Raw genomic sequence first — 20,666 nt, 5'->3', positions numbered from 1 at the left:
AAGGGCGTTATGGGCGGTGTTGGACTAAGCGCAAAATCCCATCAGCGCTTTTCTACCGCCCAAAACAAAACCCCAATTGCTTTCGCAATTGGGGTTTCGGAATTTAATCTTGACGATGACCTACTCTCACATGGGGAAACCCCACACTACCATCGGCGATGCATCGTTTCACTACTGAGTTCGGGATGGGATCAGGTGGTTCCAATGCTCTATGGTCGTCAAGAAATTCGGGTACTGAGTCGTGGCCAGCTGGCCTCGCTTCAGCAAATTGGGTATGTAATAGAAGTCGGTGTTTGCAAGAATCGAACTTTCGGTTCGTTTCGTCTTCACACACCGCAATCTGGCCTTTCGACGCAAATTGCTTGGGTGTTATATGGTCAAGCCTCACGGGCAATTAGTATTGGTTAGCTCAACGCCTCACAGCGCTTACACACCCAACCTATCAACGTCGTAGTCTTCGACGGCCCTTCAGGGAACTCAAGGTTCCAGTGAGATCTCATCTTGAGGCTAGTTTCCCGCTTAGATGCTTTCAGCGGTTATCTATTCCGAACATAGCTACCCGGCAATGCCACTGGCGTGACAACCGGAACACCAGAGGTTCGTCCACTCCGGTCCTCTCGTACTAGGAGCAGCCCCTCTCAAATCTCAAACGTCCACGGCAGATAGGGACCGAACTGTCTCACGACGTTCTAAACCCAGCTCGCGTACCACTTTAAATGGCGAACAGCCATACCCTTGGGACCGGCTTCAGCCCCAGGATGTGATGAGCCGACATCGAGGTGCCAAACACCGCCGTCGATATGAACTCTTGGGCGGTATCAGCCTGTTATCCCCGGAGTACCTTTTATCCGTTGAGCGATGGCCCTTCCATACAGAACCACCGGATCACTAAGACCTACTTTCGTACCTGCTCGACGTGTCTGTCTCGCAGTCAAGCGCGCTTTTGCCTTTATACTCTACGACCGATTTCCGACCGGTCTGAGCGCACCTTCGTACTCCTCCGTTACTCTTTAGGAGGAGACCGCCCCAGTCAAACTACCCACCATACACTGTCCTCGATCCGGATAACGGACCTGAGTTAGAACCTCAAAGTTGCCAGGGTGGTATTTCAAGGTTGGCTCCACGCAGACTGGCGTCCACGCTTCAAAGCCTCCCACCTATCCTACACAAGCAAATTCAAAGTCCAGTGCAAAGCTATAGTAAAGGTTCACGGGGTCTTTCCGTCTAGCCGCGGATACACTGCATCTTCACAGCGATTTCAATTTCACTGAGTCTCGGGTGGAGACAGCGCCGCCATCGTTACGCCATTCGTGCAGGTCGGAACTTACCCGACAAGGAATTTCGCTACCTTAGGACCGTTATAGTTACGGCCGCCGTTTACCGGGGCTTCGATCAAGAGCTTCGCGTTAGCTAACCCCATCAATTAACCTTCCGGCACCGGGCAGGCGTCACACCCTATACGTCCACTTTCGTGTTTGCAGAGTGCTGTGTTTTTAATAAACAGTCGCAGCGGCCTGGTATCTTCGACCGGCATGAGCTTACGGAGCAAGTCCTTCACCCTCACCGGCGCACCTTCTCCCGAAGTTACGGTGCCATTTTGCCTAGTTCCTTCACCCGAGTTCTCTCAAGCGCCTTGGTATTCTCTACCCAACCACCTGTGTCGGTTTGGGGTACGGTTCCTGGTTACCTGAAGCTTAGAAGCTTTTCTTGGAAGCATGGCATCAACCACTTCGTCACCCAAAGGGTAACTCGTCATCAGCTCTCGGCCTTAGAATCCCGGATTTACCTAAGATTCCAGCCTACCACCTTAAACTTGGACAACCAACGCCAAGCTGGCCTAGCCTTCTCCGTCCCTCCATCGCAATAACCAGAAGTACAGGAATATTAACCTGTTTTCCATCGACTACGCTTTTCAGCCTCGCCTTAGGGACCGACTAACCCTGCGTCGATTAACGTTGCGCAGGAAACCTTGGTCTTTCGGCGTGGGTGTTTTTCACACCCATTGTCGTTACTCATGTCAGCATTCGCACTTCTGATACCTCCAGCAAGCTTCTCAACTCACCTTCACAGGCTTACAGAACGCTCCTCTACCGCATCACCCGAGGGTGATACCCGTAGCTTCGGTGTATGGTTTGAGCCCCGTTACATCTTCCGCGCAGGCCGACTCGACTAGTGAGCTATTACGCTTTCTTTAAAGGGTGGCTGCTTCTAAGCCAACCTCCTAGCTGTCTAAGCCTTCCCACATCGTTTCCCACTTAACCATAACTTTGGGACCTTAGCTGACGGTCTGGGTTGTTTCCCTTTTCACGACGGACGTTAGCACCCGCCGTGTGTCTCCCATGCTCGGCACTTGTAGGTATTCGGAGTTTGCATCGGTTTGGTAAGTCGGGATGACCCCCTAGCCGAAACAGTGCTCTACCCCCTACAGTGATACATGAGGCGCTACCTAAATAGCTTTCGAGGAGAACCAGCTATCTCCGAGCTTGATTAGCCTTTCACTCCGATCCACAGGTCATCCGCTAACTTTTCAACGGTAGTCGGTTCGGTCCTCCAGTTAGTGTTACCCAACCTTCAACCTGCCCATGGATAGATCGCCCGGTTTCGGGTCTATTCCCAGCGACTAGACGCCCTATTAAGACTCGCTTTCGCTACGCCTCCCCTATTCGGTTAAGCTCGCCACTGAAAATAAGTCGCTGACCCATTATACAAAAGGTACGCAGTCACCCAACAAAGTGGGCTCCCACTGCTTGTACGCATACGGTTTCAGGATCTATTTCACTCCCCTCTCCGGGGTTCTTTTCGCCTTTCCCTCACGGTACTAGTTCACTATCGGTCAGTCAGTAGTATTTAGCCTTGGAGGATGGTCCCCCCATATTCAGACAAAGTTTCTCGTGCTCCGTCCTACTCGATTTCATGACTAAGAGATTTTCGCGTACAGGGCTATCACCCACTATGGCCGCACTTTCCAGAGCGTTCCGCTAATCTCAAAGCCACTTAAGGGCTAGTCCCCGTTCGCTCGCCACTACTAAGGGAATCTCGGTTGATTTCTTTTCCTCAGGGTACTTAGATGTTTCAGTTCCCCTGGTTCGCCTCTTACGCCTATGTATTCAGCGTAAGATAACCATCTTATGATGGCTGGGTTCCCCCATTCAGACATCTCCGGATCAAAGTCTGTTTGCCGACTCCCCGAAGCTTTTCGCAGGCTACCACGTCTTTCATCGCCTCTGACTGCCAAGGCATCCACCGTATGCGCTTCTTCACTTGACCATATAACCCCAAGCAATCTGGTTATACTGTGAAGACGACATTCGCCGAAAATTCGAATTTCTCAACTAAGAGAACTCACAAATTTTACCTTAGCCTGATCCGTTACCAGTGAAAGTAACGTTCAGTCTATCTTTCTATCACATACCCAAATTTTTAAAGAACGAACTAGTCAAAGACTAGAAATCAACATTCACCATCATAACGATGGAATGCTCATTTCTAAGCTTTATACAAACAGAAGCAGTAGTGGTGGAGCCAAACGGGATCGAACCGTTGACCTCCTGCGTGCAAGGCAGGCGCTCTCCCAGCTGAGCTATGGCCCCGTATTTCTACAGGCGTTTCCCACACAAAATTGGTGGGTCTGGGCAGATTCGAACTGCCGACCTCACCCTTATCAGGGGTGCGCTCTAACCAACTGAGCTACAGACCCAATTTCGGGCTGCTTCTTTTCGTCTTCTTCAATGAATCAAGCAATTCGTGTGGGAACTTATGGAGCAGCTGATGTCGTCGATTAAGGAGGTGATCCAGCCGCAGGTTCCCCTACGGCTACCTTGTTACGACTTCACCCCAGTCATGAATCACACCGTGGTAACCGTCCTCCCGAAGGTTAGACTAGCTACTTCTGGTGCAACCCACTCCCATGGTGTGACGGGCGGTGTGTACAAGGCCCGGGAACGTATTCACCGCGACATTCTGATTCGCGATTACTAGCGATTCCGACTTCACGCAGTCGAGTTGCAGACTGCGATCCGGACTACGATCGGTTTTGTGGGATTAGCTCCACCTCGCGGCTTGGCAACCCTCTGTACCGACCATTGTAGCACGTGTGTAGCCCAGGCCGTAAGGGCCATGATGACTTGACGTCATCCCCACCTTCCTCCGGTTTGTCACCGGCAGTCTCCTTAGAGTGCCCACCATAACGTGCTGGTAACTAAGGACAAGGGTTGCGCTCGTTACGGGACTTAACCCAACATCTCACGACACGAGCTGACGACAGCCATGCAGCACCTGTCTCAATGTTCCCGAAGGCACCAATCTATCTCTAGAAAGTTCATTGGATGTCAAGGCCTGGTAAGGTTCTTCGCGTTGCTTCGAATTAAACCACATGCTCCACCGCTTGTGCGGGCCCCCGTCAATTCATTTGAGTTTTAACCTTGCGGCCGTACTCCCCAGGCGGTCAACTTAATGCGTTAGCTGCGCCACTAAGAGCTCAAGGCTCCCAACGGCTAGTTGACATCGTTTACGGCGTGGACTACCAGGGTATCTAATCCTGTTTGCTCCCCACGCTTTCGCACCTCAGTGTCAGTATCAGTCCAGGTGGTCGCCTTCGCCACTGGTGTTCCTTCCTATATCTACGCATTTCACCGCTACACAGGAAATTCCACCACCCTCTACCATACTCTAGTCAGTCAGTTTTGAATGCAGTTCCCAGGTTGAGCCCGGGGATTTCACATCCAACTTAACTAACCACCTACGCGCGCTTTACGCCCAGTAATTCCGATTAACGCTTGCACCCTCTGTATTACCGCGGCTGCTGGCACAGAGTTAGCCGGTGCTTATTCTGTCGGTAACGTCAAAACAGCAAAGTATTAATTTACTGCCCTTCCTCCCAACTTAAAGTGCTTTACAATCCGAAGACCTTCTTCACACACGCGGCATGGCTGGATCAGGCTTTCGCCCATTGTCCAATATTCCCCACTGCTGCCTCCCGTAGGAGTCTGGACCGTGTCTCAGTTCCAGTGTGACTGATCATCCTCTCAGACCAGTTACGGATCGTCGCCTTGGTGAGCCATTACCCCACCAACTAGCTAATCCGACCTAGGCTCATCTGATAGCGCAAGGCCCGAAGGTCCCCTGCTTTCTCCCGTAGGACGTATGCGGTATTAGCGTCCGTTTCCGAACGTTATCCCCCACTACCAGGCAGATTCCTAGGCATTACTCACCCGTCCGCCGCTCTCAAGAGAAGCAAGCTTCTCTCTACCGCTCGACTTGCATGTGTTAGGCCTGCCGCCAGCGTTCAATCTGAGCCATGATCAAACTCTTCAGTTCAAACATCTTTGGGTTTTTAAGAAACCCTAAACTTGGCTCAGCAATCGTTGGTTACATCTTTGATTTCTCGCGGAGTAACTTGTGATGCTGATAATCTTGTTGACTATCAGTCTGACTCCACAAGCACCCACACGAATTGCTTGATTCAGTTGTTAAAGAGCGATTGGTTAAGATCTTTCGTCTCAACCGAGGCGCGCATTCTACAGCAGCCTCATTTGCTGTCAAGTGGTTATTTTCAGAAGCTTTCGAGGTTTTCCTCAACAACTTCAACCACTTGCGCTTCCGATCTCTCGTCAGCGGGAGGCGAATTCTACAGCGTTACACGCTGCTGTCAACACCTCTTTTTCAACTTCCTTTTGGCTTCGATGAACTGAAGTAACTTGCTGTCGAATCTCGCATAACTCATTGTTTAGCAAGGAGTTTTCCGTTTCGACTGCGCCGGAAGTGGGGCGAATTATAGACAGATATAATTCGCCGTCAACCGTTACTTTCACATTTCTGTCATATCAATCAAAAAAGCCCAGAAACGCAAAGGCCGGCCCCAAGGGGCCGGCCTTCTGCTCATCCAACCTTACAAACTAGGGAAGGCAAACTGCGACGCTTCATGGCTGGCACGCTGCGGCCAACGCTGGGTGATCGCCTTGCGACGGGTATAGAAACGCACCCCGTCCGGCCCATAGGCGTGCAAGTCGCCAAACAGCGAACGCTTCCAGCCGCCAAAGCTGTGATAAGCCACCGGCACCGGCAATGGCACGTTAACCCCCACCATGCCCACTTCAATCTCGTCACAGAACAGACGCGCCGCCTCACCGTCACGGGTGAAAATGCAGGTACCGTTACCATATTCATGGTCGTTGATCAGTTGCATCGCCGCTTCCAGGCTGTTCACCCGGACGACGCACAGCACTGGGCCAAAGATCTCTTCTTTATAGATGCGCATCTCGGGCGTCACGCGATCAAACAGGCAGCCACCCAGGAAGAATCCGTCTTCATTCCCAGCAACGCTCAGGCCACGCCCATCGACCACCAGCTCAGCGCCCGAAGACACACCATCCTCTATATAGCCGCTGACCTTGTCCCGCGCCTGCGCAGAGACCAGTGGCCCCATGTCCAAGCCACAGGAAGTACCTGCACCAATCTTCAGTGCCTTGACCTGCGGTACCAGCTTGGCAATCAATGCATCCGCCACCTGGTCACCCACGCAGACCGCCACCGAGATCGCCATGCAACGCTCGCCGCAGGAGCCATAGGCGGCCCCCATCAAGGCGCTTACGGCATTATCCAGATCCGCATCCGGCATCAGCACCGCATGGTTCTTCGCCCCGCCCAGCGCCTGTACGCGCTTGCCGCGCTTGGTCGCTTCGGAATAGATGTACTCGGCAATCGGCGTCGAACCCACAAAACTCAAGGCCTTGACCTCAGGCGCCTCGATCAGCGCATCCACCGCGCCCTTGTCGCCATGGACCACACTCAACACACCTTTGGGCAAACCGGCTTCCTGCAACAGTTGGGCAATCAGCAGCGTCGAGCTTGGATCGCGCTCCGATGGCTTGAGGATGAAGCAGTTACCGCAGACGATCGCCAGTGGATACATCCACAGCGGCACCATGGCCGGGAAGTTGAACGGCGTAATACCGGCCACCACGCCCAGCGGCTGGAAGTCGGACCAGGCATCAATGTTCGGGCCGACGTTACGGCTGTACTCGCCCTTGAGGATCTCCGGCGCCGAACACGCGTACTCGACGTTCTCGATCCCGCGCTTCAACTCACCGGCAGCATCTTCCAGGGTCTTGCCATGTTCTTCGCTGATCAACTGCGAGATACGGGCTTCGTTCTGCTCCAGCAATTGCTTGAAACGAAACATCACCTGGGCGCGCTTGGCCGGCGGCGTATTGCGCCAGGCCGGGAATGCGGCCTTGGCCGAGTCGATAGCCTGTTGAATGGTTTCACGGCTGGCCAATGGCACCTGGTGAATCACCTGGCCAGTAGAAGGGTTGTAAACGTCGGCGCTGCGACCGCTGTCGTTGACCAGTTCGCCGTTGATCAAATGCTGGATAAGGCTCATGCAAGGCTCCTGAAAAGTTGTCCACAGGCGCGACACGCGTCGCGCCTGGCTGTTGTTCTATATAGAAGGAGAAATCAGTCGATCTTGTTCAGCACTTCGCCGACGGCATCGAACAAGCGATCCAGGTCCTGCGGCTTGCTGTTGAAGGTTGGGCCGAACTGCAGGGTGTCGCCGCCAAAGCGCACATAGAACCCGGCCTTCCACAACGCCATGCCCGCTTCGAATGGACGCACGATGGCATCCCCATCACGCGGGGCGATCTGGATCGCACCGGCCAGGCCGTAGTTACGGATGTCGATCACGTTCTTGCTGCCCTTGAGACCATGCAGCGCATTCTCAAAGTGCGGTGCGACTTCGGCCACGCTCTGCACCAGGTTTTCCTTCTGCAGCAGATCCAATGCCGCCAGCCCGGCCGCGCAGGCTACCGGGTGGGCCGAGTAGGTGTAGCCGTGTGGGAATTCCACCGCGTACTCAGGCGTCGCCTGGTTCATGAAGGTCTGATAGATCTCGCTGCTGGCAATCACTGCCCCCATCGGAATCGCACCGTTGGTGACCTGCTTGGCGATGCACATCAGGTCCGGCGTCACACCGAAGCTATCTGCACCGAACATCGAGCCGGTACGACCAAAGCCGGTGATCACTTCGTCGAACACCAGCAGGATATTGTGCTGGTCACAGATCTCACGTAGCCGCTTGAGGTAGCCCTGCGGCGGTACGAGCACCCCGGCCGAGCCTGCCATCGGCTCAACGAACACCGCAGCAATGTTCGACGCATCATGCAACTCGATCAGCTTGAGCAACTCGTCAGCCAGGGCAATACCACCCAGCTCCGGCATGCCGCGGGAGAAGGCATTGCTCGCCAGCAGCGTGTGAGGCAGGTGATCGACATCCATCATCGCCTGGCCAAAAATCTTACGGTTGCCGTTGACGCCACCCAGGCTGGTACCGGCGATGTTCACCCCGTGATAACCACGGGCACGCCCGATCATCTTGGTCTTGGTCGCCTGTCCCTTTAGGCGCCAGTACGCACGCACCATCTTCACTGCTGTATCGGCGCACTCGGAACCGGAGTCGGTGAAGAACACATGGTTCAGATTGCCGGGGGTCAGGTCGGTGATCTTTTCCGCCAACTGGAAGGACAAAGGATGGCCGTATTGGAAGCCCGGCGAGTAATCCAGGGTGCCGAGTTGTTTGGCGACGGCTTCCTGGATTTCCTTGCGGGTGTGCCCCGCGCCGCAGGTCCACAGGCCCGACAACGAGTCGTACACCCGACGCCCCTTGTCATCGATCAACCAACTGCCTTCGGCCCCCACGATCAGACGCGGGTCGCGTTGGAAGTTGCGGTTGGCGGTGTAAGGCATCCAGTGAGCATCCAGCTTCAGCTGGCTGGCCAGGGTGGATGGGGCGTTTTCGGGCATGTTCATCAGCAAAACCTCGCAGGGCAAAAGGCAGCGTCGGGATTGAAAAGCGTTGTTGCAGCTAAATTGCCACGGGGATAAAGTCTGGGAAATGCAACTCTTCTAACCTTCAGTCAGGCTTTTACTAAACTATGAGCAGCCGCCGACCCGACCCGCTGGCCCAAGTGAGCGACTTCGATATCCGCCTGTTGCGCATCTTCCGCAGCGTGGTGGAGTGCGGAGGCTTCTCGGCGGCGGAAACCGTGCTGGGCATTGGTCGCTCTGCGATCAGCCAGCAAATGAGCGATCTCGAGCAGCGCCTGGGCCTGCGTCTGTGCCAACGCGGGCGCGCCGGTTTCTCCCTGACGGAAGAAGGCCGGGAGGTCTACCAATCGGCCCTGCAACTGTTAAGTGCGCTGGAAAGTTTCCGCACCGAGGTCAACGGCCTGCACCAACACCTGCGCGGCGAACTGATCATCGGCCTGACCGATAACCTGGTGACCCTGCCCCATATGCGCATCACCCATGCACTGGCGCAGTTGAAAGAGCGCGGCCCCGACGTGCAAATCCAGATCCGCATGATCGCCCCCAATGAAGTTGAGCAAGGCGTGCTCGACGGGCGCCTGCATGTCGGCGTGGTCCCCCAGGCCAGCGCCCTGTCGGGCCTGGAATACCAACCCCTGTACAGCGAGCGTTCGCTGCTCTACTGCGCGGTGGGCCACCCGCTGTTTTACGCCGACGACAAGCAATTGGACGATCAACGCATCAACAGCCAGGACGCCATCGCACCGACCTTCCGCCTGCCCGCCGATATCCAGGCCCATTATCAGGCGCTCAACTGCACCGCCAGCGCGTCCGACCGCGAAGGCATGGCCTTCCTGATCCTTACCGGGCGCTATATCGGCTACCTGCCCGATCACTACGCCAGTCTGTGGGTACAACAAGGCCGACTGCGTGCGCTGAAACCGCCTACACGCTTTTACGATTTAAGCCTGGCTTCGGTCACGCGCAAAGGCCGCCGCCCTCATTTGGTGCTGGAAAGCTTCCTCGAAAGCCTGGCCGCGACCCGCTGATACGGGCTCCACACAAAACCTGAGCAAGTGGACAGCTTTTTGCAAGGCACAGGGACCATGAACCGTCAGCCCTGAGTCCACATGCCATGCCACCAGAATCCTCCAGCGCCAGCGACCTGATCTACGGTCTCAACGACCGCCCCAAACCACTGCCCGCCTTGCTCGCGGCACTGCAACATGTGCTCGCCAGCTTCGTCGGCATCATCACCCCGCCACTGATCATCGGCTCCACCCTGGGCCTGGCCGCCCACCTGCCCTACCTGATCAGCATGGCGTTGATGGTTTCCGGTGTCGGCACCTTCATCCAAGCGCGTAGGCCGTTTGGAATTGGCGCGGGGATGATCTGCCTGCAAGGCACCAGCTTTGCCTTTCTCGGCGCGGTCTTGTCAGCGGGTTTCCTGGTCAAGCAGCGCGGCGGCAGCCCGGAAGACATCCTGGCGATGATTTTCGGCGTGTGCTTTTTCGGCGCGCTGGTGCAGATCGTGCTGAGCCGTTTTATCGGCCAATTGCGCCGGGTCATCACGCCGCTGGTGACCGGCATTGTGATTACCCTGATTGGCATCAGCCTGATCAAAGTGGGCATCACCGACCTGGGCGGCGGCTTCAATGCCCCGGACTTTGGCGCGCCGACCAACCTGGCCCTGGGCCTGTTCGTGGTGCTGACGATTATCCTGCTCAACCGTTCGGATACGCCGTGGGTACGCCTTAGCGCGATCATCATCGGCCTGGTACTGGGCAGCCTCGCTGCATGGTTCAGCGGCAAACTGGTACCCCAGCCCCTGCCCGACCTGCCCTTGATCAGCCTGCCGACACCGTTCCGCTTTGGTTTCAACTTCGACTGGAGCGCCTTCCTGCCGGTCGCGCTGATTTATCTGATCAGCAGCATCGAAACCGTCGGCGACCTCACCGCCAACTGCATGATCGCCCGCCAACCCATCAGCGGCCCTTCCTATATAAGCCGGCTCAAGGGCGGCGTGCTCGGGGATGGCGTCAGCTGCATGATCGCCGCCACCTTCAGCGCCTTTCCCAACACCACCTTCGCCCAGAACAACGGGGTGATTCAGTTGACCGGCGTCGCCAGCCGCTATGTGGGGCTATACATCGGCGTGGTGCTGTTTTGTCTCGGGCTGTTTCCGCTGATTGGCGCGGTACTGCAGCAAATCCCCAAGCCGGTGCTCGGCGGGGCGACCCTGGTAATGTTCGGCAGTGTGGCCGCCGCCGGCGTGCGCATCCTGGCCCAGGCCCCGCTGGACCGACGCAGCATGCTGATCATCGCCACCTCGTTTGGGGTCGGCCTGGGCATCGCCGCGCAACCGAATTTGTTGCACCTGATGCCAACCCTGGTGCAAAACCTGTTCGACTCGGCCATCACCAGCGGCGGGCTGACGGCAATTGTGCTGTGCCTGATCCTGCCGGAATCCAAGGCCGAAACGCGCGCCGCAAATCCACTCGTGGAAAACGACACACTGGAACCGCTTTGACGCTTTTATCGTATCGGGACTTGTCTGAGGCTTGAGGGTGGGTTATCTGTGCAGCAATCGCATTCATCGATCTGCACGGAAACCTCCATGAGCCTCGAAGTTCCTGCCCACAACAGCCACGCCGGAAAACCCGCCAGCCGCATTCGACAAAAGAACGAACAAGCGATCATCCAGGCCGCCGAAGACGAATTCGCCCGGCACGGCTACAAAGGCACCAGCATGAACACCATCGCCGCGAGTGCCGGGCTGCCGAAGGCCAACCTGCATTATTACTTCACCAATAAGCTGGGGCTGTACATCGCGGTGCTGAGCAATATCCTCGAACTGTGGGACAGCACCTTCAACACCCTCACCGCCGAGGATGATCCCGCCGAGGCGCTGACCCGCTATATCCGCACCAAGATGGAATACTCGCGACGCCAACCACAGGCCTCGCGGATTTTCGCCATGGAGATCATCAGCGGCGGCGAATGCCTTACCGAATATTTCAGCCAGGACTACCGCACCTGGTTCAGTGGCCGGGCCGCGGTATTCCAGGCCTGGATCGATGCCGGCAAGATGGACCCCGTGGATCCGGTACACTTGATCTTCCTGCTGTGGGGCAGCACCCAGCATTACGCCGACTTCGCGACCCAGATCTGCCGCGTGACCGGGCGCACCAAGCTGACCAAGCAGGACATGGAAGACGCTGGCACCAACCTCATCCACATTATTCTCAAGGGCTGTGGCATCAAGCCGGCCCTCTGAACGAAGCGACCCGATGCCTTTCACCCTTACGGGCTTTTGTGAATTTCGCGAAGAAATCCGCAAAAGCCGCTTCATCACCTTTGCTGCACCGATTACCAGCCCGCAAGACGCACAGGCGTTTATCGAGCAGCACAGCGACCTCAACGCCACACATAACTGCTGGGCCTGGAAACTGGGCGGGCAATACCGCAGCAACGATGACGGCGAACCCGGCGGCACCGCCGGGCGCCCGATCCTGGCCGCCATCGAGGCCCAGGGGTTTGACCAGGTCGCGGTGCTGGTGGTCCGCTGGTACGGCGGCATCCAACTGGGCACCGGTGGCCTGGCCCGTGCCTATGGGGGCGGCGCCAATAAATGCCTGCAAAACGCCGAACGGGTCGAGTTGATCAGCCGCGTGCCCTTGAGCTGTGCCTGTGGTTTTGCTGAGTTGCCGCTGGTAAAGCTGCGTGTCGCCGAACTGGGCGGCCTGGTCCTGGAAGAAACCTTCACCGCCAACGGCGTGGAGCTGCAACTGGCACTCGGCGAAGCCCATATCGACACCCTGCAATCGCAGTTGGCCGACCTGAGCCGTGGGCGAATCCTGCTGCAACGTTGAACCTGATAATGTTGTTCACTGAACCTCGACGCCAAAGGAAGCCTTCATGTCTACGCCAAAAACCGCATTGATCATCGGCGCCTCGCGCGGGCTGGGCCTGGGCCTGGTCAAGCAATTGCTCCCGGACGGCTGGGATGTGACCGCCACCGTGCGTGACCCAAGCAAGGCCGATGCCCTGAAAGCTGTGGGCCCGGTCCAGATCGAGAAACTCGACATGGACGACCAGCAGGCCGTGATCGCCCTGAGCCAGCGCCTCAAGGACCGCACCTTCGACCTGCTGTTCGTCAACGCCGGCGTCAAGGGCCCGGCCATCCAGACCCCAGGCCACGCGACCCAGGCCGAAGTCGGCCAACTGTTTTTCACCAACGCCGTGGCACCGATCAACCTGGCCCAACGCTTTGCCCCGCAGATCCGCCAAGGCAGTGGCGTACTGGCATTCATGAGTTCGGTACTGGGCAGCGTAACCATGCCCGATGCGCCGGACCTGGCGCTGTACAAGGCGAGCAAAGCCGCGCTGAACTCCATGACCAACAGCTTTGTAACGCAATTGGGCGAGCAGAAGTTGACCGTACTGTCACTGCACCCGGGGTGGGTCAAGACCGATATGGGCGGCGAAGGTGCCGACCTGGATGTGGAGACCAGCGTGCGCGGCCTGATTGCCCAAGTGAACGCCTACACCGGCAAGGGCGGCCATCACTTCGTCAACTACAAGGGCCAGACCATTCCCTGGTAAGACTGTAGCGATGGCGCGCGGGCTTGTTGTGGCGAGCGGGCTTGCCCCGCGCTGGGCTGCGCAGCAGCCCCAACAAGCTCACCCTATTTTTTCAGACACACCTCGGCGCCAGGTTTCAGGGCTGCTACGCAGCCCAGCGCGGGGCAAGCCCGCTCGCCACGACAAGCCAACTTGCCACAACACACTCACCACCGATGAGCGGTGGATAGACCCCACCGCTCACTCCACGTAGACTTCCCTCCTCGCCCTTACCGGCGACCCTGGATCAGCAGACAGGGCAACACTGAGCTGGCAAACCTGAACCCATCATTCAGAGGAGCCGGCCAATGCCTGCGACCCGTATCTGGTTAAAAAACCCTCTCGCGATCTTCACCGCCAATGCCCTCGATGCCCGTGGCGGCCTGGTGCTGCAAGACGGCGTGATCGTCGAAGTGCTCGCCCTCGGCCAACAACCGAGCATGGCCTGCGAACAAACCTTCGACGCGCGCGAGCATGTGATCCTTCCCGGCATGATCAACACCCACCATCACTTCTACCAAACCCTGACCCGCGCCTGGGCGCCGGTGGTCAACCAGCCGTTGTTCCCCTGGCTGAAAACCCTGTACCCGGTGTGGGCACGCCTGACCCCGGAAAAACTCGCGCTGGCCAGCAAGGTCGCCCTGGCAGAATTACTGCTCTCGGGCTGCACCACCGCCGCCGACCACCACTACCTGTTCCCCGACGGCCTGGAAAATGCGATCGACGTGCAAGTCGACAGCGTGCGCGAACTGGGCATGCGCGCCATGCTCACGCGCGGTTCCATGAGCCTGGGCGAAGCCGACGGTGGGCTGCCGCCGCAGCAGACCGTGCAGCAGGGTGAAGTGATTCTCGAAGACAGCCAGCGCCTGATCAAGCGCTACCACGAGCGCGGCGACGGCGCGCAAATCCAGATCGCCCTGGCGCCCTGCTCGCCGTTCTCGGTCACCCCCGAAATCATGAGCGCCAGCGCTGAACTGGCCAACCAGCTCGACGTACGCCTGCACACCCATCTGGCCGAAACCCTCGACGAAGAAGACTTCTGCCTGCAACGCTTCGGCTTGCGCACCGTGGACTACCTCGACAGCGTCGGCTGGCTCGGACCACGTACCTGGCTGGCCCATGGTATTCACTTCAACCCCGATGAAATCGCCCGGCTGGGCGCGGCCGGCACCGGGATTTGCCACTGCCCAAGCTCCAACATGCGCCTGGCCTCCGGCATCTGCCCGACCCTGGACCTGATCGCCGCCGGCGCGCCGATTGGCCTGGGCGTCGACGGTTCAGCCTCCAACGACGCGTCCAATATGATCCTCGAAGCACGCCAGGCCCTGTATATCCAGCGCCTGCGCTACGGGGCGGAAAAAATCACCCCTGAAGGCGTGCTGGGCTGGGCCACCAAAGGCTCTGCGCAACTGCTCGGCCGTAGCGACATCGGCGAGTTGGCCGTAGGCAAACAAGCTGACCTGGCGCTGTTCAAGCTTGATGAGCTGCGCTTCTCCGGCAGCCACGATCCTGTTTCGGCGCTGCTGCTGTGCGGCGCCGACCGCGCGGACCGGGTGATGGTGGGCGGCAAGTGGCGGGTGATCGACGGGCAAATCGAGGGCATGGACCTCAAGGGCCTGATCGCCGATCACAGCCAAGCGGCGCGGCAGTTGATTGCCGGCTAGCTACACACCCAGCAGCGACAACATGATAAAGGTCGCAAACAGCACAAAGTGGGTCATCCCTTCGATGGCGTTGGTTTCGCCATCGTTGAGGTTGATCGCGCTGACAATCAGCGTGATAAACACCATCACTGTCTGCACCGGTGTCATCGCCATCTGAAACGGCTGGCCGGTGTACAGCGCCATCGCTTCCATCACCGGCACAGTCAAGATCACCGTCGACAACGAAGCCCCCAGCGCGATGTTGACCACCGACTGCATGCGGTTGGCCAACGCTGCACGCAACGCGGTCAGTATCTCCGGCGCGGCAGAAATCGCTGCCACCAGGATCGCCGTGATCACCGGCGGCGCACCCGTGCCCTCCAGGCCAAGGTCCAGGGTCTTGGACATCACTTCGGCCAATGCGCCAATCACCACCACGCCAAACACCAGGGTTGCGATGGAGAATGTCAGGTTGACCGGCGACGCCTGTTCTTGCGGCAGCGTCTTGCGGCGTTTTTCCGGATAGCTGTAGCTGAAGAAGTAACTGTGTGGCCCCACCTGCATGCGCAGGAACAAGGCATACAGCACCACCATCGCGCCAATGGTGAAGGCCGAGTAGATTTTCCAGTCGGCCTCGGGGATGAATTCCGGCACCACCATGGACACACCCATGGCGGTCAGGATCATCACGCTGTAGGTCCGCGCCGAATCATCGTTGTAGGACTGCTCGCCATGCTTGATGCCGCCCATCAGCGCGGCCAGGCCGAGGATGCCGTTGATATCCAGCATCACCGCCGAATAAATCGTGTCGCGCACCAGGGTCGGCGACGCCTCGTTGCTCATCATGATCGCCAGGATCACCACTTCCACCAGCACTGCCGCGAGGGTCAGGATCATCGTGCCGTAGGGGTCGCCCACCTTTTCGGCGAGCAGTTCGGCGTGATGGGCCACGCGCATCGAAGCCATGACAATAAAGCCGATCAGCACCAGGCCACCGAGCAGCGCCGTGGCCTGCCCACTGTGCAGCAGCCAGTGTTCCAGCGGGTAGGCCGCGATGGCGGCGATCAGCGCCAGCCACATGAATTTTTCTTGCTTGAGGGATGTGAGCATTGCGGGCCTTTTCGAGCGGCGATTCAGTCATTGATGGGGTACAGACTGCAGCGAATCGCTAACGTTTCGTTACACCTTAGTTCATTCACCCACTGGCACAGGCACGAAGAATGCTTACCGCTCGGTCAGGTTTTACCGATTATTTGCGCCCTGGCCTGTAGAATGTCGCCATTGCACCTGATGAGAACGCACACATGTACGACTGGCTAAACGCCCTGCCCAAGGCTGAACTGCACCTGCACCTGGAGGGTTCGCTGGAGCCCGAGCTGCTGTTCAGCCTGGCCGAACGCAACAAGATCGCGCTGCCGTGGAACGACGTCGAGACCCTGCGCAAGGCCTACGCCTTCAACAACCTGCAGGAGTTTCTCGACCTCTATTACAAGGGCGCCGATGTATTACGCACGTCCCAGGATTTCTACGACCTGACCTGGGCCTACCTGCTGCGTTGCAAGGCGCAGAACGTGATTCATACCGAGCCGTTCTTCGACCCGCAGACCCACACCGACCGTGGCATCCCTTTTGAAGTAGTGCTCAATGGCATCGCCAGCGCGCTCAAAGATGGCGAGCAGCAACTGTGTATCACCAGCGGCCTGATCCTCAGCTTCCTGCGCCACCTGAGCGAAGAAGAAGCGCAAAAAACCCTCGACCAGGCGCTGCCGTTCCGTGATGCGTTTGTCGCCGTGGGCCTGGACAGCTCGGAAATGGGCCACCCACCGAGCAAGTTCCAGCGCGTGTTCGATCGCGCCCGTGGCGAAGGTTTCCTGACCGTCGCCCATGCTGGCGAAGAAGGCCCGCCGGAATACATCTGGGAAGCCCTCGACCTGCTGAAAATCCAGCGTATCGACCATGGCGTGCGCGCCATCGAAGACGAGCGCCTGATGCAGCGGATCATCGACGAGCAGATCCCCCTGACTGTGTGCCCGCTGTCCAATACCAAGCTGTGTGTATTCGACGACATGGCCCAGCACAACATCCTCGACATGCTCGAGCGTGGGGTGAAGGTCACGGTGAACTCCGATGACCCGGCTTACTTTGGCGGGTATATCACCGAAAACTTCCACGCGCTGCACACCTCCCTGGGCATGACCCAGGACCAGGCTAGCCGCCTGGCGCAAAACAGCCTGGATGCACGCCTGGTCAAGCCCTGACCCCTCCCTGTAGGAGCGAGCTTGCTCGCGAAGGACGCCAACGATAAAGCGTACATCCTGGATGAACGCGGCGCCTTTGAATTGTTCGCGGGCAAGCCCGCTCCTACACCGCTGCCATCCGGGCAATTTCCATGCGCCCGGTCTCGGTAACCTGCAGTGCGCTCGACTCACTGATCGTCTGCAACCAGCGCGACTGCATGAACAACTGCAACAACCCTGCCCCCAACGCCCCCCCCCAGGTGCGGCTGCTGTTCGCTCCAGTCATAACAATCGCAAGCCATCGTCGCGTAACTCTGGTGGGCCAGGGCCTGGGTAAAAATGCCATGCTCGGCCAAATGGCGTGCGCCCAAGGGGGTCACGTGGATCCGCTGCTCGAAGCGTTCAATCCACTTCGCCAACACCATGCGTTGATAAAGTGCCGCGGCCATTTCCCCGCCCAGGTGGTCATGGCAGAGCCGTGCCTGACGCAACAACGCCGGCGCCAGCAATACCGCGACCGACCGGCTGGGCGCACTGCGCGCCACACTGGCCATTGTGGTACTGGCCAATGCATCGATGGCTGCGGCCACATCCGCCGCCGCCATGCGGAAGAAGCGCTTGCGCCCCCGGGCTTCAATACGCAGCAACCCGCCCGCCGCCAACCGCGCCAAATGCGCATTGGCCGATGACGCTGACAACCCGGCCAGCATCGCCAGCTCCTCGGACGGCTTGGCCGAACCGTCCATCAACGCCCAGATCATTGCAGTGCGCTTGGGGTCTGCCAGCAAGGTGGCGATCTGGCTGATGCAAGGTGCCTGTTCCATGTACTCACTCCCTGTTGAATCGTTGGTCTGCTCCATTTCGCGCAAAAGTATAAGTGTGTGGGCAGCAGATTCCGTGGCGTCCTACCGCCAAATCAGCGACAGCAGCTGCCTGAAATTTCCTGAAATCCCTGAGGTTATTGCGTAGTTCCCCTGCGTTCGGGCAATTGCGCGCTCAACTTCCCACAACGTGCCACAAGCATTTCACGCAAGAGGTTGATCGGTTTACTCAATTGCGCGCGATGGGCACACAGCAGATTGAGCGGTGTGCGTTCACCCTGCAGCTCGGGCAAGAGCAACTGCAGGCGACCAGCCAGCACATCGGCGCTGACATCCAGCCAGGACTTGTAGGCAATGCCCACCCCGGCCACGGCCCAGCGCCGCACCACATCCGCATCGTCACTGAAACGGTCACCGCTGACGGTCAGGCTGATTTCCCGTTTGGCGTCCTGAAACCGCCAATGGTCGTGCACCCGGCTGCCGAGCATATAGAGCAGGCAATTGTGCTGGGCCAGTTCTTCCAGATGGCGCGGCTCGCCATGCCGGGCCAAGTAGCCGGGCGATGCGCACAGTACCCGACGATTGTCCGGCGCCACCGGCAACGCCACCAGGCTCGAATCCTCGGGTTCGCCATAACGCAAGGCTATATCCACCGGTTGGCGGAACAGGTCGGCGATCCGGTCGCCCAGCAGCAGGCGCACGCTCAATTGCGGGTGCTCGCGCTGAAACTCGTCCAACCACGGCAGCAACAGGTTCCGTCCGAAGTCCGATGGCGCCGACAGCTGCAGGACGCCGCTGACATGATCCTGGCCGCTGGCCAGCAGGCGCCGGCCTTCATCCAGTTGGCTCAAGGCACCCCGGGCGTACTCTAGAAAGCCTTCGCCCTCGGCGGTCAGGCGCAGGCTGCGGGTGGAACGTGCCAGCAAGCGCGCGCCCAACTGTTGCTCAATGCGTTTCAACGCAGCACTGGCCACCGCTGCCGACATATCCATGACCCGTGCGGCAGCCGACAAGCTCCCCAAATCCGCCGCACGCACGAACAACTGCAAATCATCAAAACGCAGCATGAGCACCGCCCCGGGCAATTATCAAAAAAATGTTGAAAGAGACTGCTCTTTTAGCGGGTTTTATCTGCAAGAGAAATAGCCAATGATCTACCCATCCCATTCCGTACACCCTGGAACTCGTCATGAAAGCCATCGCCTACTACGCCGCATTGCCGATCAACGACCCCAAGTCCCTGCAAGATGTGCAACTGCCTGAGCCGGTAGCCGGCCCGCGCGACCTGCTGGTGGAAGTCAAAGCCATCTCGGTCAACCCGGTCGATACCAAGATCCGCCAGAACGTCGCCCCGGAAAACGGCGCGGCCAAGGTGCTGGGCTGGGACGTGGCTGGCGTGGTCAAGGCCGTGGGCAGCGACGTCACCCTATTCAAGGTCGGCGACAAGGTGTTTTACGCCGGTTCCCTGACACGCCCGGGCGGCAACAGCGAGTTGCACACCGTGGATGAGCGCATCGTCGGCCATATGCCCCAGAGCCTGGGTTTTGCCGAGGCGGCCGCCCTGCCGTTGACGGCCATCACCGCCTGGGAGCTGCTGTTCGAGCGCCTGCAAATAGCTGAAGGCCAGACCGATCAAGGCCAGAGCCTGCTGATCGTCGGCGCTGCCGGTGGCGTAGGGTCGATCCTTACCCAGCTGGCTGCGCAACTCACCGCGCTCAAGGTGATCGGCAGTGCCTCGCGCCCGCAAACCCAGGCCTGGGCCAAGGACCTGGGGGCTGATCTGGTGGTCGACCACAGCCAGCCACTGAGCGAAGAACTCAAGCGCGCAGGCCACCCACAGGTGACCCATGTCGCCAGCCTGACCCAGACCGACCAGCATCTGGACCAGTTGGTCGAAGCCCTCGCGCCCCAGGGCAAACTGGCCTTGATCGATGATCCCAAGTCACTGGACGTGCTCAAGCTCAAGCGCAAGAGCCTGTCGCTGCACTGGGAGTTCATGTACACCCGCTCGATGTTCGAGACCGCCGACATGATCGAGCAGCACAACCTGCTCAATCGGGTAGCCGAACTGATCGATGCCGGCACCCTGAAAACCACGGTGGGCGAACACTTCGGCCTGATCAACGCAGAGAACCTGCGCCGGGCCCATGCCCTGCTGGAAAGCGGCAAGGCCAAGGGCAAGATCGTGCTGGAAGGCTTCTAAGCCAAGGGCTCTGTCAGTACCGTCTGTTATCTCTGTAGGTAACGGACGGCACCGCTAGTCAGAGACTTGATCCTTGTCATATTTGTGAGCGTATTCGGGTTTATATTGGCCGCCTTTGCCACGCAATCTTTTACGTGAGGAAGTCAGCAATGAAGATCCTGATAAAAGCGTTAGCAAAATCCCAAGGCAACAAATGGCAGGTCCGCCTGGACCACGACGCCTTTACCTTCCGCACTGAAGCCGAGGCCCGCGCCTTCGCCAACACCCTGCAAAACCGCATCCAGGCGCCCCACCGCTTTCCCGAAAGCCAGCAGCGCGCTACTGGCTGAAAACGCCG

At 58.4% G+C, this 20,666-nt stretch carries 13 protein-coding genes, 2 tRNA genes, 3 rRNA genes and 1 pseudogene; 9 read left to right on the top strand and 10 right to left on the bottom strand.

Annotated elements, in window-relative coordinates; translation table 11 throughout:
* Positions 1-107: 107 nt before the first annotated feature.
* From rrf to GDV60_RS04145, 7 genes are all read right to left on the bottom strand, one after another.
* A 5S ribosomal RNA gene (rrf, locus tag GDV60_RS04180) occupies positions 108-223 on the bottom strand.
* A gap of 150 nt (positions 224-373) precedes the next feature.
* Positions 374-3,267, bottom strand: a 23S ribosomal RNA gene (locus GDV60_RS04175).
* 247 nt (positions 3,268-3,514) lie between these two features.
* Positions 3,515-3,590: transfer RNA gene (locus GDV60_RS04170), tRNA-Ala, on the bottom strand.
* A 30-nt stretch (positions 3,591-3,620) separates the two neighbouring features.
* A tRNA-Ile gene (locus tag GDV60_RS04165) sits at positions 3,621-3,697 on the bottom strand.
* A gap of 82 nt (positions 3,698-3,779) precedes the next feature.
* A 16S ribosomal RNA gene (locus GDV60_RS04160) occupies positions 3,780-5,316 on the bottom strand.
* Together the 16S, 23S and 5S rRNA genes with 2 tRNA genes alongside form the textbook arrangement of a ribosomal RNA operon.
* 571 nt (positions 5,317-5,887) lie before the next feature.
* Positions 5,888-7,381: a CoA-acylating methylmalonate-semialdehyde dehydrogenase gene (locus tag GDV60_RS04150; RefSeq protein ID WP_070994359.1), complete on the bottom strand. Its 1,494-nt coding sequence runs from the start codon at positions 7,379-7,381 to the stop codon at positions 5,888-5,890.
* A gap of 74 nt (positions 7,382-7,455) precedes the next feature.
* Positions 7,456-8,805: an aspartate aminotransferase family protein gene (locus GDV60_RS04145; RefSeq protein ID WP_029297539.1), complete on the bottom strand. Its 1,350-nt coding sequence runs from the start codon at positions 8,803-8,805 to the stop codon at positions 7,456-7,458.
* Positions 8,806-8,930: 125 nt separating this feature from the next.
* On the opposite strand from GDV60_RS04145, the gene GDV60_RS04140 reads away from it, so the two are divergent.
* From GDV60_RS04140 to GDV60_RS04115, 6 genes are all read left to right on the top strand, one after another.
* Entirely contained in the window at positions 8,931-9,851 is a 921-nt protein-coding gene (locus GDV60_RS04140) for a LysR family transcriptional regulator (protein WP_029297541.1), read from the top strand.
* An 86-nt stretch (positions 9,852-9,937) separates the two neighbouring features.
* Positions 9,938-11,332, top strand: coding sequence for a uracil-xanthine permease family protein (locus GDV60_RS04135; protein ID WP_154907300.1), 1,395 nt, complete (start codon positions 9,938-9,940; stop codon positions 11,330-11,332).
* Positions 11,333-11,419: 87 nt separating this feature from the next.
* Positions 11,420-12,079, top strand: a complete 660-nt coding sequence (locus GDV60_RS04130) for a TetR/AcrR family transcriptional regulator (RefSeq protein ID WP_104911518.1) — start codon at positions 11,420-11,422, stop codon at positions 12,077-12,079.
* A 13-nt stretch (positions 12,080-12,092) separates the two neighbouring features.
* The gene (locus tag GDV60_RS04125; RefSeq protein ID WP_159906388.1) at positions 12,093-12,674 is read left to right on the top strand and encodes a YigZ family protein; all 582 of its coding nucleotides are present in this window, start codon (positions 12,093-12,095) and stop codon (positions 12,672-12,674) included.
* 46 nt (positions 12,675-12,720) lie between these two features.
* Positions 12,721-13,407 carry an SDR family oxidoreductase gene (locus tag GDV60_RS04120; RefSeq protein ID WP_159906386.1) on the top strand — a complete coding sequence of 229 codons (687 nt, stop codon included), beginning with the start codon at positions 12,721-12,723 and terminating at the stop codon, positions 13,405-13,407.
* Between the two features lie 326 nt (positions 13,408-13,733).
* Positions 13,734-15,089, top strand: coding sequence for an 8-oxoguanine deaminase (locus GDV60_RS04115; protein WP_159906384.1), 1,356 nt, complete (start codon positions 13,734-13,736; stop codon positions 15,087-15,089).
* Here GDV60_RS04115 and GDV60_RS04110 read toward each other — a convergent pair whose 3' ends face one another.
* On the bottom strand, positions 15,090-16,178 hold the full coding sequence (locus GDV60_RS04110; protein WP_092233230.1) for a calcium:proton antiporter: 1,089 nt from the start codon (positions 16,176-16,178) through the stop codon (positions 15,090-15,092).
* A gap of 194 nt (positions 16,179-16,372) precedes the next feature.
* Between GDV60_RS04110 and GDV60_RS04105 the strand changes: the two genes are divergently transcribed.
* Positions 16,373-17,326: an adenosine deaminase gene (locus GDV60_RS04105; RefSeq protein WP_159906382.1), complete on the top strand. Its 954-nt coding sequence runs from the start codon at positions 16,373-16,375 to the stop codon at positions 17,324-17,326.
* Between the two features lie 103 nt (positions 17,327-17,429).
* Here the strand turns inward: GDV60_RS04105 and GDV60_RS04100 are convergent.
* Both GDV60_RS04100 and GDV60_RS04095 read right to left on the bottom strand, forming a co-directional pair.
* A pseudogene (locus GDV60_RS04100) lies at positions 17,430-18,129 on the bottom strand (ArsR/SmtB family transcription factor).
* A gap of 134 nt (positions 18,130-18,263) precedes the next feature.
* On the bottom strand, positions 18,264-19,193 hold the full coding sequence (locus GDV60_RS04095; RefSeq protein WP_133713870.1) for a LysR family transcriptional regulator: 930 nt from the start codon (positions 19,191-19,193) through the stop codon (positions 18,264-18,266).
* A 122-nt stretch (positions 19,194-19,315) separates the two neighbouring features.
* On the opposite strand from GDV60_RS04095, the gene GDV60_RS04090 reads away from it, so the two are divergent.
* Together GDV60_RS04090 and GDV60_RS04085 are read left to right on the top strand one after the other, a co-directional pair.
* Positions 19,316-20,329 carry a zinc-binding alcohol dehydrogenase family protein gene (locus GDV60_RS04090; protein WP_029297560.1) on the top strand — a complete coding sequence of 338 codons (1,014 nt, stop codon included), beginning with the start codon at positions 19,316-19,318 and terminating at the stop codon, positions 20,327-20,329.
* A gap of 149 nt (positions 20,330-20,478) precedes the next feature.
* On the top strand, positions 20,479-20,658 hold the full coding sequence (locus tag GDV60_RS04085; RefSeq protein ID WP_029297561.1) for a hypothetical protein: 180 nt from the start codon (positions 20,479-20,481) through the stop codon (positions 20,656-20,658).
* Positions 20,659-20,666 lie beyond the last annotated feature (8 nt).

Source organism: Pseudomonas sp. DTU12.1 (genome assembly GCF_009873475.1).
Classification (GTDB): Bacteria; Pseudomonadota; Gammaproteobacteria; order Pseudomonadales; family Pseudomonadaceae; genus Aquipseudomonas; species Aquipseudomonas proteolytica.
The sequence above is the reverse complement of the archived record's forward strand: the minus strand, read 5'-3'. Positions and strand labels throughout refer to the sequence as shown.